The sequence below is a fragment of the Euzebyella marina genome, from assembly GCF_014855515.1.
GTDB classification, from domain to species: Bacteria; Bacteroidota; Bacteroidia; order Flavobacteriales; family Flavobacteriaceae; genus Euzebyella; species Euzebyella marina.
In genome coordinates this window covers 1,905,669-1,921,577 of record NZ_JACYFK010000001.1, presented here as the reverse complement: position 1 = coordinate 1,921,577, position 15,909 = coordinate 1,905,669, and the positions used below count along the sequence as shown (strand labels likewise).

General features: G+C 39.1%; 16 protein-coding genes. 4 read left to right on the top strand and 12 right to left on the bottom strand.

Translation table 11 applies throughout. The annotated features are described in order from the left end of the window. Positions 1-19: 19 nt before the first annotated feature. The 11 genes from rpsC to rpsL all read right to left on the bottom strand — a co-directional run bounded on the left by rpsC (position 20) and on the right by rpsL (position 7,381). Positions 20-739 (bottom strand): 30S ribosomal protein S3, encoded by a 720-nt coding sequence (gene rpsC / locus IL356_RS07810; protein WP_121850005.1) that lies wholly within the window; start codon positions 737-739, stop codon positions 20-22. A gap of 1 nt (position 740) precedes the next feature. Next, on the bottom strand, positions 741-1,148 hold the full coding sequence (rplV, locus tag IL356_RS07805; RefSeq protein ID WP_121850006.1) for a 50S ribosomal protein L22: 408 nt from the start codon (positions 1,146-1,148) through the stop codon (positions 741-743). Between the two features lie 7 nt (positions 1,149-1,155). Next, positions 1,156-1,434, bottom strand: coding sequence for a 30S ribosomal protein S19 (gene rpsS / locus IL356_RS07800; protein WP_121850007.1), 279 nt, complete (start codon positions 1,432-1,434; stop codon positions 1,156-1,158). A gap of 13 nt (positions 1,435-1,447) precedes the next feature. Continuing rightward, the gene (gene rplB, locus IL356_RS07795; protein ID WP_121850008.1) at positions 1,448-2,272 is read right to left on the bottom strand and encodes a 50S ribosomal protein L2; all 825 of its coding nucleotides are present in this window, start codon (positions 2,270-2,272) and stop codon (positions 1,448-1,450) included. 9 nt (positions 2,273-2,281) lie between these two features. Continuing rightward, complete coding sequence (rplW, locus tag IL356_RS07790) at positions 2,282-2,572, bottom strand: 50S ribosomal protein L23 (RefSeq protein WP_121850009.1); 291 nt, start codon at positions 2,570-2,572, stop codon at positions 2,282-2,284. Positions 2,573-2,575: 3 nt separating this feature from the next. Then, positions 2,576-3,208, bottom strand: a complete 633-nt coding sequence (rplD, locus tag IL356_RS07785; RefSeq protein WP_121850010.1) for a 50S ribosomal protein L4 — start codon at positions 3,206-3,208, stop codon at positions 2,576-2,578. After that, the gene (gene rplC, locus IL356_RS07780) at positions 3,208-3,831 is read right to left on the bottom strand and encodes a 50S ribosomal protein L3 (RefSeq protein WP_121850011.1); all 624 of its coding nucleotides are present in this window, start codon (positions 3,829-3,831) and stop codon (positions 3,208-3,210) included. Before rplC ends, rplD begins: the two co-directional genes overlap by 1 nt. 201 nt (positions 3,832-4,032) lie before the next feature. Beyond that, the gene (rpsJ, locus tag IL356_RS07775; protein ID WP_007094989.1) at positions 4,033-4,338 is read right to left on the bottom strand and encodes a 30S ribosomal protein S10; all 306 of its coding nucleotides are present in this window, start codon (positions 4,336-4,338) and stop codon (positions 4,033-4,035) included. 11 nt (positions 4,339-4,349) lie between these two features. Next, positions 4,350-6,479, bottom strand: a complete 2,130-nt coding sequence (fusA, locus tag IL356_RS07770; RefSeq protein WP_121850012.1) for an elongation factor G — start codon at positions 6,477-6,479, stop codon at positions 4,350-4,352. Between the two features lie 6 nt (positions 6,480-6,485). Further along, positions 6,486-6,962, bottom strand: coding sequence for a 30S ribosomal protein S7 (rpsG, locus tag IL356_RS07765; RefSeq protein ID WP_121850013.1), 477 nt, complete (start codon positions 6,960-6,962; stop codon positions 6,486-6,488). 44 nt (positions 6,963-7,006) lie between these two features. Beyond that, on the bottom strand, positions 7,007-7,381 hold the full coding sequence (gene rpsL, locus IL356_RS07760; RefSeq protein WP_010519393.1) for a 30S ribosomal protein S12: 375 nt from the start codon (positions 7,379-7,381) through the stop codon (positions 7,007-7,009). Between the two features lie 656 nt (positions 7,382-8,037). Here rpsL and IL356_RS07755 point away from each other — a divergent pair. The 4 genes from IL356_RS07755 to rlmB all read left to right on the top strand — a co-directional run bounded on the left by IL356_RS07755 (position 8,038) and on the right by rlmB (position 15,078). Continuing rightward, positions 8,038-11,301, top strand: coding sequence for a SusC/RagA family TonB-linked outer membrane protein (locus IL356_RS07755; RefSeq protein ID WP_121850014.1), 3,264 nt, complete (start codon positions 8,038-8,040; stop codon positions 11,299-11,301). Between the two features lie 11 nt (positions 11,302-11,312). After that, positions 11,313-12,731 (top strand): SusD/RagB family nutrient-binding outer membrane lipoprotein, encoded by a 1,419-nt coding sequence (locus IL356_RS07750; protein WP_121850015.1) that lies wholly within the window; start codon positions 11,313-11,315, stop codon positions 12,729-12,731. A gap of 911 nt (positions 12,732-13,642) precedes the next feature. Next, positions 13,643-14,320, top strand: a complete 678-nt coding sequence (locus IL356_RS07745; RefSeq protein WP_121850016.1) for a hypothetical protein — start codon at positions 13,643-13,645, stop codon at positions 14,318-14,320. 23 nt (positions 14,321-14,343) lie between these two features. After that, on the top strand, positions 14,344-15,078 hold the full coding sequence (rlmB, locus tag IL356_RS07740; RefSeq protein WP_121850784.1) for a 23S rRNA (guanosine(2251)-2'-O)-methyltransferase RlmB: 735 nt from the start codon (positions 14,344-14,346) through the stop codon (positions 15,076-15,078). A 30-nt stretch (positions 15,079-15,108) separates the two neighbouring features. Here rlmB and IL356_RS07735 read toward each other — a convergent pair whose 3' ends face one another. After that, a complete protein-coding gene (locus tag IL356_RS07735; RefSeq protein WP_121850017.1) occupies positions 15,109-15,855 on the bottom strand; it encodes a rhomboid family intramembrane serine protease in 747 nt (248 codons plus the stop codon). Between the last annotated feature and the right edge of the window lie 54 nt (positions 15,856-15,909).

Here is a 15,909-nt window from a genome sequence, read left to right as displayed (position 1 = left end):
TGCTTACTACTTTTTTAAATTACTTTCTACGACGTGGTTTTCTACCACTATCTCGTTTATCACCTCCTTTAGACTGGCCTTTTGTCATACCCACTAATGGAGACAAATCTCTCTTACCATAGACCTCGCCTTTCATTATCCATACTTTGATACCCAGCTTACCATAAGTAGTCTGTGCCTCTTGTAAGGCATAATCGATATCGGCACGAAAAGTAGAAAGAGGAATACGGCCATCTTTGTAAGATTCGGAACGCGCCATTTCAGCTCCGTTCAAACGACCAGAAATCTGCACTTTAATACCCTCTGCATTCATTCTCATTGCAGCAGCGATAGCCATTTTAATTGCCCTTCTGAAAGAAATTCTACTTTCAATCTGTCTTGCGATACTCGCAGCAACCAAATTAGCATCTAATTCAGGTCTCTTTATCTCATAGATATTGATCTGAACCTCTTTGTTCGTGATTTTCTTAAGCTCTTCTTTAAGTTTATCAACTTCTTGACCACCCTTACCAATAATAATACCTGGTCTTGCAGTAGTCACGGTAATCGTAATCAACTTAAGAGTTCTTTCAATAATCACCCTAGACACGCTAGCCTTTGCCAAACGCGCATGGATATACTTACGAATTTTATTGTCTTCAGCTAGTTTATCGCCGTAATCATTTCCACCATACCAGTTAGACTCCCATCCTCTGATGATTCCAAGACGATTTCCTATTGGATTTGTTTTCTGTCCCATTCTAGCTCTCTATATTATTATTAGACCCTAAAACCAAAGTAACATGGTTTGAACGTTTTCTGATTCTGTGTGCTCTACCCTGAGGTGCAGGACGCAACCTTTTCAACATAGTACCACCATCAACACGAATTTCCTTTACGAAAAGACCAGCGTCTTCAACACTTGCTTCTTCATTTTTTGCTTGCCAGTTAGCCAAAGCAGACAACAATAGCTTCTCTAACTTACGTGATGACTCTTTAGGATTGAACCTAAGAATAGCCAAAGCCTTTTCAACTTCTACACCACGCACCAAGTCTGCAACCAAACGCATTTTTCTTGGTGATGTCGGGCAGTTATTCAACTTGGCAAAAGCCAATTGCTTCTTTTCAGCCTTTAACCTTTCGGCCATTTGTTTTTTTCGAACTCCCATAGCTTACTTACTTCTTTCCTTTATTCTTAGCTCCTGCATGCCCTCTGAAAGAACGGGTAGGAGAAAATTCACCTAACTTATGACCTACCATATTCTCGGTAACAAATACTGGAACAAATTGTCTTCCATTGTGAACCGCGATAGTAAGACCTACAAAATCAGGGGTAATCATCGATGCTCTTGACCACGTTTTGATCACACTCTTCTTACCTGAAGATACATTTTGTTGGATTTTCTTCTCCAAGCTATAGTGAACGTATGGTCCTTTTTTTAATGAACGTGCCATTTTTCTTTACTTTTTATTTCTTTCTACGTTCTAAAATATATCTATTCGTTTTCTTGGTCTTGATCCTGGTTCTATACCCTTTAGCAGGAATACCATTTCTAGACCTTGGGTGACCTCCGGAAGCCCTTCCTTCACCACCACCCATTGGGTGATCAACAGGGTTCATAGCAACCGGTCTTGTTCTAGGCCTTCTACCCAACCATCTACTTCTACCAGCTTTACCAGAAACCAACAATTGATGATCCGAATTGGACACAGCCCCGATAGTAGCCATACATGTAGACAAAATCAACCTGGTCTCGCCAGATGGCATTTTAACGGTGACGAATTTTCCATCTTTCGCCATTAACTGAGCAAAAGTTCCAGCACTTCTCGCCATTACAGCACCCTGACCAGGACGCAATTCAATACACGAAATAATGGTTCCTAAAGGAATAGCACTCAAAGGCAGCGCATTCCCGATTTCAGGAGCCACAGAAGAACCAGCACTTATCTCTTGACCGACCTGAAGGCCGTTCTGGGCAATTATATATCTTTTCTCACCATCGGAATACTCCAATAATGCAATAAAAGCTGTTCTGTTAGGATCATACTGAATCGACTTTACGGTAGCAGCAACATCTTGCTTATCCCTTTTAAAATCGATAACACGATACCTTCTCTTATGACCTCCACCTCTATGGCGCATGGTCATTTTTCCTTGACTGTTTCTACCTCCCGACTTTTTTAACGGAGCGAGCAAGCTCTTCTCCGGCTTATCAGCAGTAAGCGCGTCAAATCCGTTTACTACTCTAAAACGCTGTCCAGGAGTGATAGGTTTTAATTTTCTAACTGACATTTTGCGTCTTTATAGATTACTGTAAAAATCGATGATGTCACCTTCTTCAACATCAACAATAGCTTTCTTGACCGAATTGGTCTTACCATGCTGTATACCAGTTTTAGTATAACGCGTCTTTCTAGTAGGACCATAATTCATGGTTCTCACTTTTTTGACCGCCACACCATAAGTAGCCTCTACAGCTTCTTTGATCTGAATTTTATTGGCTTCAGGATTCACAATAAAGCCATACCTATTATACAACTCGCTTTCTGCGGTCATTTTTTCGGTAATTATCGGTTTTATCAACACGCTCATGGCTTATTTTTTATTTAGGTTTGACTCCAATCCTTCTAAAGCACCTTCAACAAACACTACATTATTAGCGTTCATTATTTTGTAAGTGCTTATTTCTGAGGAAGTTACAACTTCTGAGCCCTTCAAATTTCGCGAAGACAAATATACGCTATTATTTGAATCACCCAAGACAATCAAAGACTTTTTATTGTCTATGCCCAGAGACTTCAAAATCTCTTTAAAATCTTTTGTTTTCGGAGTCTCAAAATTGAAATCTTCAACAACTAGAATGGCATTCTCTTTTGACTTTATACTCAAAGCAGACTTTCTAGCCAATCTCTTAACATTTTTGTTAAGTTTTTGGACATAATCTTTTGGTCTAGGACCAAAAATTCGTCCACCACCTCTAAATACAGGCGACTTGATGCTACCTGCACGAGCGGTACCTGTACCCTTCTGCTTCTTTATCTTACGTGTACTACCAGCAATCTCGCCACGTTCTTTGGCCTTGTGAGTACCTTGTCTCTGATGGGCCAAGTACTGTTTTACATCTAAATAAACAGCGTGATTATTTGGCTCAATACCGAAAACAGAATCTGAAAGCTCAGCTTTTCTACCTGTTTCTTTTCCTTTAATATCTAATACTGCTACCTTCATTACTCCCACCTTTGAATAGTTACGTATGAATTTTTATGTCCCGGAACAGCCCCTTTTACAACTAAAAGATTCTTTTCAGGAACCACTTTTAATACACGCAGGTTCTGAACTGTAACACGCTCACCACCCATTCTACCGGCCATTTTCAAGCCCTTAAAAACACGAGCAGGATACGAGGCAGCACCAATAGAACCAGGTGCTCTTAACCTGTTGTGCTGACCGTGCGTAGATTGACCGACACCACCAAAACCGTGACGTTTTACTACACCTTGAAAGCCTTTTCCCTTAGAAGTACCGACGACATCGACAAATTCACCTTCGGTGAAAAGATCGACACCTACAGTGTCACCTAATTTGAACTCCCCCTCAAAACCTTGAAATTCGACAACTTTCTTTTTAGGCGAAGTACCAGCTTTTTTAAAGTGGCCTGTTTCAGCCTTGTTGGCACGTTTATCTGCCTTGTCATCGAAACCAAGTTGAAGTGCATTATACCCATCAACTTCTTCGGTTCTGACTTGGGTAACTACGCATGGTCCTGCTTCTATAACGGTGCAAGGAATATTCTTCCCATTCTCGTCAAAGATGCTGGTCATGCCCACTTTTTTACCTATTAACCCAGACATACTTGATTTAAATTATGGACTTTTAGATTACCAAGAACCCTAGTCCGTTCATATTTATTTAATTACTCTATTCAACTTTCAGACAAAAAAACAGGGTCAAAAATTATTCGACCCCGAATTAATTTTTGTTTCCGTTTTTCCTTTGCACGCAGCGCAGGACATGTCTACCGTCTATTGAAGACAGCTTTCAGTAAAATCTACTTAAACCTTAATCTCAACTTCAACACCACTAGGAAGCTCTAACTTCATAAGCGCATCGATAGTTTTTGACGAAGAGCTGTAAATATCCAACAACCTCTTGTAAGAACTAAGTTGGAATTGCTCTCTAGATTTCTTATTTACGTGCGGCGAACGCAACACTGTAAAGATTTTTTTATGCGTTGGTAAAGGAATAGGTCCAGTAACCACTGCCCCGGTAGTCTTTACCGTTTTTACGATTTTCTCAGCAGACTTATCCACTAGATTGTGATCGTAAGATTTTAGTTTTATCCTAATTTTTTGGCTCATCTTTCTAACAATTAAGCGGTTACTCCTTTAGCTGCCTTAATAACTTCCTCAGCAATATTCGATGGTGTCTCAGCATAGTGAGAGAATTCCATAGTTGACGTTGCCCTACCTGAAGACAATGTTCTTAATGACGTTACATAACCGAACATCTCCGATAATGGCACTTCACCTTTTACAACTTTAGAACCTGCCCTATCACTCATATTGGAGATAGTACCTCTTCTACGGTTAAGGTCACCTACGATATCACCCATGTTTTCTTCAGGCGTCAATACTTCAATCTTCATAATAGGCTCCATCAATACGGCACCAGCAGCTTTTGCAGCAGACTTATAACCTAACTTAGCAGCCAATTCGAAAGATAGAGAATCAGAATCCACAGCATGGAAAGACCCATCCTTAAGAACTACTCTCATACTATCCATCTCGAACCCGGCCAATGGACCATTTTTCATAGCCTCTTTAAAGCCTTTTTCAACAGCAGGAATGAATTCTTTAGGAATATTACCACCCTTTATCTCGTTAACAAACTCAAGACCCGTCACTTCTTCGCTATCGGCAGGCCCCATAGTAAATACAATATCTGCGAATTTACCACGACCACCAGACTGCTTCTTGTAAACCTCTCTATGGTCAGCACCTCTTGTTAGCGCTTCTTTATACTCTACCTGAGGTTGACCTTGGTTCACCTCTACCTTAAACTCTCTTCTAAGACGATCAACGATAATATCTAAATGAAGCTCGCCCATACCAGATATAATAGTCTGACCTGAAGCCTCATCGGTCTTCACCTGGAAAGTTGGATCCTCCTCAGCCAATTTAGCCAAAGCCATACCCAATTTATCTACATCAGCCTTTGTTTTAGGCTCAACAGCGATACCGATTACCGGATCAGGAAAATCCATACTCTCCAAAATAATTGGAGCATTTTCGGCAGACATGGTATCACCAGTCTTAATATCTTTAAAACCTACCGCAGCACCTATATCACCAGCTTCAATATATTCGATAGCATTTTGCTTATTCGAATGCATCTGATAGATTCGAGAAATACGCTCTTTTTTACCCGAGCGGTTATTCAATATATAAGAACCGGCATCAAGTCTACCAGAGTAGGTTCTAAAAAACGCTAATCTACCAACAAAAGGGTCTGTAGCAATCTTAAATGCCAAAGCCGAGAAAGGCTCTTTAACATCTGGCTTTCTACTAATTTCCGCTCCCGTATCAGGATTAGTACCTACAATATCATCTTTATCTATAGGTGATGGCAGATATCTACAAACGCAATCCAACAAGAACTGAACACCCTTATTCTTAAAAGAAGAACCACAAACCATTGGTATAATAGCCCTATCCATAACGGCAGCTCTTAAGGCAGCGTGAACTTCTTCTTCAGTGATAGAATCTTCATCTTCGAAGAATTTCTCCATCAATTCCTCATCATATTCTGCAACAGCCTCGATAAGAGCAGCTCTGTACTCCTTTACTTCAGCCTTCATATCCTCAGGAATATCGACCACATCGAACGTAGAACCAAAATTCTCTTCGTGCCATACAATAGCCCTGTTCTTGGCCAAGTCAACTATACCTTTAAAATCAGCTTCATCCCCGATAGGAAGAACGATCGGCACAGCATTAGAACCTAACATCTCGCGCACTTGCGTACAAACGTTTAAGAAGTTAGCTCCTTGACGGTCCATTTTATTAACAAAACCAATTCTAGGAACCTTATAATTATCAGCTAAACGCCAGTTAGTCTCAGACTGAGGCTCAACCCCATCAACCGCACTGAACAAGAAAACCAAACCATCCAAAACACGAAGGGAACGGTTAACCTCTACCGTAAAATCAACGTGACCAGGAGTGTCAATAATATTAAAGTGATAATCTTTGGTATCAGGTAACGGCTGAGCGTTTTCCATCGGAAACCTCCAAGTACAAGTTGTTGCAGCTGAAGTAATGGTAATACCACGCTCTTGCTCCTGCTCCATCCAGTCCATAGTGGCCGCACCATCGTGCACCTCACCAATTTTATGACTAACACCAGTGTAAAAAAGAATACGCTCAGTAGTAGTCGTCTTTCCGGCATCAATGTGAGCAGCGATACCTATATTTCTAGTATATTTTAAATCTCTTGCCATTTCTGATTAAAATCTAAAGTGGGAAAATGCTTTATTTGCCTCTGCCATCTTGTGCGTATCAACTCTTTTCTTAACAGCAGCACCTTCTTCCTTCGCAGCAGCTAAAATTTCAGCCGCTAGTTTTTGAGCCATACCCTTTTCATTCCTTTTTCTCGCAAAACTGATCAACCACTTCATAGCGGTAGAAATTTTACGGTCAGGACGAATTTGCATTGGAATCTGAAAAGTAGCACCCCCAACCCTTCTACTCCTAACTTCGACATGGGGCATTACATTTGAAAGAGCGTCTTTCCAAAGTTCCAAGGCCGACTTCTCCTCGTCAGTCTTCTTTTCTTCTACAATATCCATTGCATTGTAGAAAACATTAAAAGCTATAGATTTTTTACCATCCCACATCATCATATTGACGAAACGGGTGACCAATTGATCACCATACCTTGGATCCGGTAAAAGCGGTCTCTTTTTTGCCTGTTTTTTTCTCATTTTGTTCGTTTTCGGCGCAGATCACCCCACACCTTTTAAATCATTTACTTCTTGGGTCGTTTTGCTCCGTACTTAGATCTTCTCTGAGTTCGGCCCGCAACACCAGCTGTGTCCAAAGCCCCTCTCACGATATGATATCTAACACCAGGCAAATCTTTCACCCTTCCGCCCCTTACTAATACTATCGAGTGCTCTTGGAGATTGTGTCCTTCACCAGGTATGTAAGCGTTCACCTCTTTACCATTGGTCAACCTTACCCTAGCCACTTTTCTCATGGCAGAGTTAGGTTTCTTAGGTGTAGTTGTGTAAACACGCGTACAAACACCTCTTCTTTGAGGACAAGAATCCAAAGCAGCCGATTTACTCTTCTTAGTAATCGTGGACCTTCCTTTTCGTACTAATTGTGAAATTGTTGGCATACTATATTATATGTGTATATAAATAACCCCTCATTTAAGGGTCGGCAAATGTAAGACTATTTCGCAATAATTCAAATTCTTATCCATTAAATTTCAAAGATTTAAAAAAAAGGCAACATTGATACACCGCACCCCTTACTAGAACAGCAGTGAAACATTAACAACCACTTAGTGAAAACCCAGTTTTTTATAAAAATAAAACAAGGGGATTTACAAAAGAGCAAGACTAATTTCAGAGCTGAAAGGGTTTCTGTGAGAATAACATAAAATTCAAAACAAGAAGGTTCAGGAAAAACAGCATGGAAAAACGAAAAAATCAAATGAAATGAAATAATTACGACCTAATTTATAGGCTAAAACTTGTATTTTAACATGTATTTACTTATTAATTATTAAAAAATGGTTTGTTTCATCGATTATTAATAAATCGTAAATATTTTAACAAATTCAATCATCGATTTCTACTTTCAGATGAAAAAACACAGCATTTCCATAACATGAAGCCAAAAATCTGTGGAATTTTGACAAAAATTGAAGCCATATGTCGCATTTCTAACAGAAATAATATTATGCATGCATAAGTTTTAGTTAAAAATAATTGCATTATTAACGTTAAATTATGATTTTTGCCATCAGCTAATTCAAATAATTATAAAATGAGAGCAAAACACAAAGGATTGTTGACGCTATTTTTGGCGTTATTCGTGCAAATCTCTTTTGCACAAGACAAAACCATTACTGGTACGGTCTCCGATGCGGACGGATTACCACTACCAGGGGTTAACATCGTGGTGCAGGGAACCACAAATGGTACCCAAACCGATTTCGACGGAAACTATGCTATTTCAGCTAGTCAAGGTCAAACACTTGCCTTCTCCTATCTTGGTTATAAAACAGAGACTAGACCAGTAGGCGCTTCTAACACTATTAACCTTCAAATGGCCGAGGATGCTGAATCATTGGAGGAGGTAGTAGTTACCGCTTTAGGTGTTAGTAGAGAGAAAAAATCTCTCGGTTATGCTGCCCAAGAGCTAGAGGGCGATGCCGTTTCTACTGTTAAGGTAGATAACGTTGTCAATTCACTTTCAGGTAAAGTTAGTGGTGTTCAAATTAAGGCTAACAACAACTTTGGAGGTTCCGCAAACTTCTTGATTCGAGGCGTAAGTTCTTTGACTGGAAACAACCAGCCTTTATTCGTTATTGACGGTATTCCTATTTCAAACCGTTTAAACAACACCTCTGCTCAGCAGGGTGGTAGTACAGGTTATGATTACGGTAATGCCGCGTCTGATATTAACCCTGATGATGTAGCGTCTATCAACATCCTTAAGGGTGCTGCTGCTTCAGCCATCTACGGTTCTAGAGCGTCAAACGGTGTCATTATTATTACTACTAAAAAGGGTAAAGCAGGTTCTGCAAAAGTTCAAATCACCTCAGGAGTAACTGTGGGTAAAATTGACAAGAGTACATTTTTGGAGTATCAGGATGAATATGGTGCAGGGTACGGACCTTATTATGGATCGACCGGATATTTTGAAGATATCGATGCCAATGGTGACGGTAACCCAGACTTAGTCGTACCAACCTACGATGATGCGTCATACGGTGCTCCTTTAAATGGACAATTGGTGTACCAATGGGATGCCTTTGTTCCAGAACATCCGAACTACCAAACTGCTACCCCCTACATAGCGGGCGCTCATACTCCAGTAGACTTTTTTGAAACAGCTTTCCAATTCAACAATAGTGTTTCTGTTTCTGGAGGAAATGAAAAAATGACGTACCGACTTGGTTATACCAATTTTGAACAAAGTGGTATGCTTCCTAACTCCAACCAGAATAGGAATATTTTCAATATTAACGGTACTTTTAAGGTTAGCGAAAAGTTCAACGTAGGTGCCAATGCTAACTTCTTCGTTCAAAGAATGATAGGTAGAAACAGTACTGGTTATAGCGACAACCTAATGTCTCAGTTCAGACAGTGGTGGCAGGTTAACGTTGATATTGAAGACCAAAGAAGAATTTATGAGCAGACAGGGTTGAACTACTCTTGGAACCATGAAGGCGGCTTTTTTCAGGGAGGATCTCCTCTTCAACCACATTACTGGGACAATCCTTACTGGACACGTTACGAGAATTACCAGTCGGATAGAAGGAATCGTTTTTTTGGCAATCTATTCGCCACATACTCTCTTGCTCCTTGGTTAGATATCACTGCAAAAGGTGCGGTTGATACTTATACTGAGCTTCGTGAAGAAAGAAGGGCACCAGGTTCTGTTGCTGCACCATTCGGGGTTCTTAGGGACGATGAGTCATCTGGTTACGACAGAAAGGACATTACCTATTCTGAGTACAATTATGACTTGATGTTCAATGTAAACACTAGTCTAAGTGATAATATTACTTTAGCCGGTGTTGCCGGTATAAACAACAGAAGGGAAACCTATAGTTTCTATCACCAAGCAACTGCTGGTGGTCTAGTTGTTCCAGGTCTTTTCGCTTTAAGGAATTCAGTGAATGCTGTGCCAAAACCAGTAGAGACAGTAGACGAAAAGCAAGTTGTAGGTTACTACGCTCAAGCTTCCCTAGGGTTTGGCAATACCTTCTATCTTGATTTGGTTGATAGATATGATATCTCTTCTGCCCTACCTGAAAACAATAATAAGTACAACTATTACGGTGCGAGTGGAAGTTTGGTTTTCTCAAGCTTAATCGATGCAAGTTGGTTAAATTTTGGTAAGCTAAGAGCGGGTTATGCTGAAGTTGGTAACGATTTGCCTGCCAATAACGTGTACGACACTTATACCATCAATAACAACTTTGGCAACTCAGTATTGGTATCTTTCCCAGGAACCAAACAAAACGATCAGTTAGTTCCTGAAAGAACCAGTGAAATTGAAGTTGGTCTAGAAGCGCGTATGTTCAACAGCCGAGTTGGGTTCGATATTACTTATTATAAAAAGAACACTGAAGATCAATTACTTCCAGTGTCAACAACTACGGCAACCGGTTTCAGCAGCCGTTGGGTTAATGCCGGTGAAATTGAAAACCGTGGTATAGAAGTTGGGTTGAACCTTACACCTGTACAAACAGATAATTTTGCGTGGAATGTAAATGTAAACTGGTCTAAAAACGAAAACGAAGTACTTAGTCTACTTGGTGACCAACAAAATTTACAATTACAGTCTTTCCAAGGTGGTGTTTCTATCAACGCCTCTATTGGTGAACCTTATGGTGCAATCAGAGGATCTGGTTTTGTTTTTGACGATAATGGAAACAAAGTAGTAAACGGTAGTGGTTACTATCTATCTCAAGCAGATCAGGTTTTAGGAAATGTAAACCCTGATTGGGTTGGTGGTGTAAATAACAGATTTACTTACAAGAATCTAACCCTTAATTTCTTGATTGATGTTCAAAAGGGTGGTGATGTTTTCTCACTAGACACCTATTATGGTCAAGGTACCGGTTTACCTTATTACACCGCAGGATTGAACGAATTGGGCAACCCTGTTAGAGACCCTGTAACCGATGGTCCTGATAGTGGTGGTATCTTGAATGAAGGTGTTACTGAAGATGGTCAACCTAATACCACTAGAGCAACGGCAGACTTTTATGGAGGTGTTTTCTACTGGGGTAACGCTAGCAGAAACCCTGCTGCTCTAAATGTTTATGACGCCTCTTATGTCAAACTAAGAGAATTGGCCCTTACCTATAAGATGCCTGTAACTAAATGGATGAGCAATAGCTTCTTTAGTGCTGCCAGCGTTAGTCTTGTAGGAAGAAACCTATGGATAATTGACAAAAATGTACCTTTTGCTGATCCTGAGTCAGGTCTAGGTGCAGGTAACGTTCAAGGTTATCTATCTGGTTCTTACCCAACCCTTAAGACAGTAGGCCTTAACTTAAATCTAGAATTTTAAAAAAAAAAGTAATGAAAAAGTATTTCATAACATTCATAAGTATAGCCCTCATTGCTGTCTCATGTGAAGTAAATGAGGAATACAATAGGGATAGTAAATATCCAACCATTGTTCCTGGAAGTGGACTTTTCACTAACGCAGCTAGAAACCTATTTGATTTAATGAACTCTGCTAGCGTTAATGATAACGTTTTTAGATTGTATGCACAATATTGGGCGCAAACAACATATCCAGATGAGAGTCAGTACAACCAAATTACCCGTAATATCGGAGGTAGTATCTGGAACACTCTTTACAGAGATGTATTGCAAGATTTAAAGGGTGCTAGAGCAAATCTAATCGAAGAAGAAGCAGATAACCTAAACAACAAACTTGCCATCATTGAGTTCATGGAAGTTTATGCTTACTCTGTTTTGGTCGATACATTTGGCGATGTCCCTTACTCCGAAGCACTGGATTTCGAAAATTCGACACCGGCCTATGATGATGCCGGTACTATTTATGCATCTTTAATTGAAAAGTTAAATGGTGCTATTACCTCTATGGGAAGTGGTTCTGGATTTGAAGCCACTCAAGACCCAATCTATGGTGGAGATATGACCAAGTGGAGAAAGGCTGCCAATTCTTTACGTTTAAGAATGGCATTGCGCCTTGCCGATGTGAATGCTTCTTTGGCTCAATCAACTGCCGAAGCTGCAGCCGCAGCCACGCTTATAACTGAGAATGCAGATAATTTTGGAATTCAGTATTTAGGAGCTGCACCTAATACCAACCCGGTATGGGTTTCATTGGTTCAAAGTGGTCGTAATGACTTTGTTGCAGCCGATACCTTTATTGATGTTCTTAATGGTCTCGAGGATCCAAGAAGACAATTCTACTTTGAGACTTTAGATGGTGAGTATGTGGGCGGTATTTATGGAAGTGCAAACTCTCCTGCTAGCGCATCTGCTATTTCTGACCTTTTAAAAGCTCCGGATCTTATCGGAAATATATTGACGGCTTCTGAAGTACACTTCTTATTATCGGAAGCAGCGGCTAGAGGTTATGCCGTAGGGGGTACTCAAGAGGAATTTTACGCTGGAGGAATTGAAACATCAATCTTGGAATGGGGAGGAACCCAAGAAGAAATTGATGCCTATTTAGCCCAACCATCTGTTGCTTATGCTACTGCAGAAGGAGACTGGAAACAGAAAATAGCTACCCAAAAATGGATTGCTATGTTCAACAATGGCATGGAGGGATGGACTACTTGGAGGTTGTTCGATCAACCGACCCTAAATGTTCCTGATGGTTTCACCGCTGAAGATATTCCAACAAGATTTCTATATCCAATTTCTGAGGCTACTCTTAACGGTGAAGAGTTAGATGCCGCTATTTCAGCTATAGGTGGCGATTCTCAAACTACGAAATTGTTTTGGGATGTTAATTAAACTGATCTAAATAAGTTGATTAAAGGGCCTTTGTAAATTTCGAAGGCCCTTTTTTATTTTATGAAATTAGGATTTTTGCATTTTTTCTGAGTCAGTCTTTTAGAACGGACAAGCTTATAGAAATGCTTATCCGTAATAAGGAGGTAGAAGTAAAGTAATCAATTTCAAGCCTCTAAATTTAAAGCCTCCCCATTTCGTGGCCATTAACTAATTTTCAATGTACCACTATCATAAATGAATTCTTTCCTTGGTTATCAAAGAGTAAGAATCCAATCCTTTATATTATCTTTTTACAACTTATAGAATAATTGTGATTCAAATTATTAACCCTATTCCTTGATCTTGCGACAAACATTTTAATATTAGAATTAGATGCAAACCTCGAACCAAGATTACTGCTTAATATCAAAAAGGAAAGATTTAGTTGAAATAATAGAAAAGATTTAGGAAAAGAATAAAATAGATAGGCCTTATTCATTATAAGCATAAATTTGAATAATCTTCACCCTCTTCTTCATATATTTTCCTTAAATTCAATCGATAGAGTTTAATTCTATTGTACTTTTGCCTAAAGTCAAATGGTAAGTAATAGAATTAAAATTTTTCTCTAATTTATCCAATAAATAACTCTTGGTGAACGAGACAAACTTAATTTAATTAATGATTTAAAGCCTTTACAACAAGAATTCAAGTGAAACGGATTTTGACTTCTGACCTGAGGTAAAACCCGCTTAAAATGATAAACAAAAAATTTCAGATGGTAGCCTAGTTGCTTTCAATCTTTTCAAAGACCGTAATACATAAGATATTCTTCCCCAAACAAAGTACGGTATATTCTGATAAAATAGCATATAGTTGAATCGACCAACTTCAGTATATATTAAAAATAGAAACCATTAAACCATAATAAAATGAAAAAAAGAATTTTAATTTTAACCCTAATAACCCTAGCAGCAAGTCACATGGTCGGGTACAGCCAATCACGGATTCCCAGTGCCACAAATGGACTTTTCAGTAACAACCTAGATTTTTTCGCTATTCAAAAAGTGAGTGACGTCTATACCGGTGGAGTAAATGAAGATATCAAGGGTTCGATTTATCTTTTCGACCAATGGACAAAACTTAGAATAACTTCCACCTACAAAGACAATTACACCTACTCTATTCTTGCTAACTACAACATCATGGCAGATAGATTCGAAATATTTGTAAAAGGGGAAAAGTACATTTTGAATCCTGAATCTGTAGTGAAAATCACAAAAGGCAATAGAACTTTTAAGGTCTCAGAGGAAGATTTAGAAAAAAATTATTACGAAGAAGTTGCAAGTGGTGATAATGTTAGCCTAGTAAAGATTTATGAGAGTAAAGTTGTCGAGGTTCCCACTAAAACTTTAGGGTTGATTGAAAGAAAAATATCTAAATCTGAAAAAGAGTTTTTAGTATTTAAAGATGGTTCTATGACTAAAATGCCTAAATCAAGGGGCAAACTTTTTAAAGCTCTTAACCTTACCAGTGAAAAACGTGATAAGTTCAAAAAGTATGACATTAAAAATGATTATGAACTTGCTGCAATTATAAAAGACGCTTAATTCATCTTTGAGCTTATTTGACCTTGGAAAAATCATCAAGAGTTTACGGTATTAGGGCTGTTATGGAGGCTATTAAGGCCAATGAACCAGTAGACAAAGTATTCATTCAACGTGGACTCAAGGGCACACTTTCTCGTGAACTCGAGACCATTTTGAGAAAAAACGGAATCAAGGCCACTTATGTGCCGGTTGAAAAGCTCAATAACCTTACTAAAAACAATCATCAAGGGGTAGTTGCACAAATATCTCCTGTGAGTTTTTATGAACTAGAAGATTTGGTCGAGCAAGTGAATAATGGACAAACAAAACCATTATTTCTATTGCTCGATCAATTATCAGACGTCCGTAATTTTGGTGCTATAATTCGAACTGCCGAATGTACCGGTGTCCATGGTATTATTATTCAAAAGAAAGGCGCGGCCCCGGTTACGGCCGACACTATTAAAACATCGGCTGGAGCAGTGTTTCGTGTTCCTTTGGTTAAAGTAGACCATATTAAGGACGCCGTGTTTTATTTACAGGCCAGTGGAGTTACTGTTGTTGCTGCAAACGAAAAAACCGATAAGGAAATCTATAATGTTGACTTATCAGGCCCCACGGCGATAGTGATGGGTTCTGAAGACCGTGGAATCTCTCCTTCTACTTTAAAAGCAGTTGATGAGATAGCAAAGATTCCGTTATTGGGAGAAATTGGTAGTTTAAACGTTTCCGTAGCATGTGCCGTGTTTTTGTACGAGGCCGTGAGACAACGTCAGTAACTAGAGAAATCAATTTTTGTACTGCAAGAATCAAATATTTTCTCTGTTCTTGTTGCTTTCATCCTCTTTCCAATCATGAATGATTTTAATATCATTTCTTTCCTGCTCCCCTACCCTACCTCCAATGAAATTACCTTCATCATCGAACTGCTGTAAAAATTCATCCGATTCCTCATCATAATCCTCTCTTTCCCAATCGTATTTTTTTTTTAGGGGCAAGGTTCCCTTTAGCAAAAGCGCAAAGATAAGCCCCATCAAAAACCCACTCAAGTGGCCCTCCCAAGATACACCTTCCTTTATCGGAAAAATATACCATAGCATACTGCCATATATAAACACAACTACCAATGACAAAGCCACCAAGCGGTAATGCTTGGCGAATATTCCTTTAAAAAATATAAAACTTGCCAGTAAATAAATAATTCCACTAGCGCCAATATGAAATGAAGGTCTTCCGATAACCCAAGTTAACAATCCCGTTAAAATCGTTCCAAGAAGTAAAACTCTGAAAACCATGTCTCGATAAAAATAACTGAGAGCAGCTGTGAGCACCGCCAACGGAATTGTATTATTATAAAGATGTTCGACCGAACCGTGAATAAACGGACTGAACAACACACCTCTTAAACCTTCAAGCTTTAAAGGGTAAATACCATATTCATTGAGATTGATATGTAATTTAAGCTCTAAGTAGAAAACCGACCAAATGAGCAGAACACTACACAGTGGAAGTATCACTACCAAATTGGTATACCTAAAATCAGTGGTATTTGTCATACTACAACTATAGCAATAATTTCGCCACTTTCAGCAGTATGAAGAATTGTCAGA

Coding starts and splice junctions, on each gene's coding strand:
- rpsG (WP_121850013.1), bottom strand. CDS start 6,962: ATGAGAAAAAAACAGGCAAAAAAGAGACCGCTTTTACCGGATCCAAGG.
- IL356_RS07745 (WP_121850016.1), top strand. CDS start 13,643: ATGAAAAAAAGAATTTTAATTTTAACCCTAATAACCCTAGCAGCAAGT.
- rplW (WP_121850009.1), bottom strand. CDS start 2,572: ATGAGCGTGTTGATAAAACCGATAATTACCGAAAAAATGACCGCAGAA.
- IL356_RS07755 (WP_121850014.1), top strand. CDS start 8,038: ATGAGAGCAAAACACAAAGGATTGTTGACGCTATTTTTGGCGTTATTC.
- fusA (WP_121850012.1), bottom strand. CDS start 6,479: ATGGCAAGAGATTTAAAATATACTAGAAATATAGGTATCGCTGCTCAC.
- rplB (WP_121850008.1), bottom strand. CDS start 2,272: ATGTCAGTTAGAAAATTAAAACCTATCACTCCTGGACAGCGTTTTAGA.
- rpsL (WP_010519393.1), bottom strand. CDS start 7,381: ATGCCAACAATTTCACAATTAGTACGAAAAGGAAGGTCCACGATTACT.
- IL356_RS07750 (WP_121850015.1), top strand. CDS start 11,313: ATGAAAAAGTATTTCATAACATTCATAAGTATAGCCCTCATTGCTGTC.
- rplV (WP_121850006.1), bottom strand. CDS start 1,148: ATGGGAGTTCGAAAAAAACAAATGGCCGAAAGGTTAAAGGCTGAAAAG.
- rpsS (WP_121850007.1), bottom strand. CDS start 1,434: ATGGCACGTTCATTAAAAAAAGGACCATACGTTCACTATAGCTTGGAG.
- rpsJ (WP_007094989.1), bottom strand. CDS start 4,338: ATGAGCCAAAAAATTAGGATAAAACTAAAATCTTACGATCACAATCTA.
- rpsC (WP_121850005.1), bottom strand. CDS start 739: ATGGGACAGAAAACAAATCCAATAGGAAATCGTCTTGGAATCATCAGA.
- IL356_RS07735 (WP_121850017.1), bottom strand. CDS start 15,855: ATGACAAATACCACTGATTTTAGGTATACCAATTTGGTAGTGATACTT.
- rplD (WP_121850010.1), bottom strand. CDS start 3,208: ATGAAGGTAGCAGTATTAGATATTAAAGGAAAAGAAACAGGTAGAAAA.
- rplC (WP_121850011.1), bottom strand. CDS start 3,831: ATGTCTGGGTTAATAGGTAAAAAAGTGGGCATGACCAGCATCTTTGAC.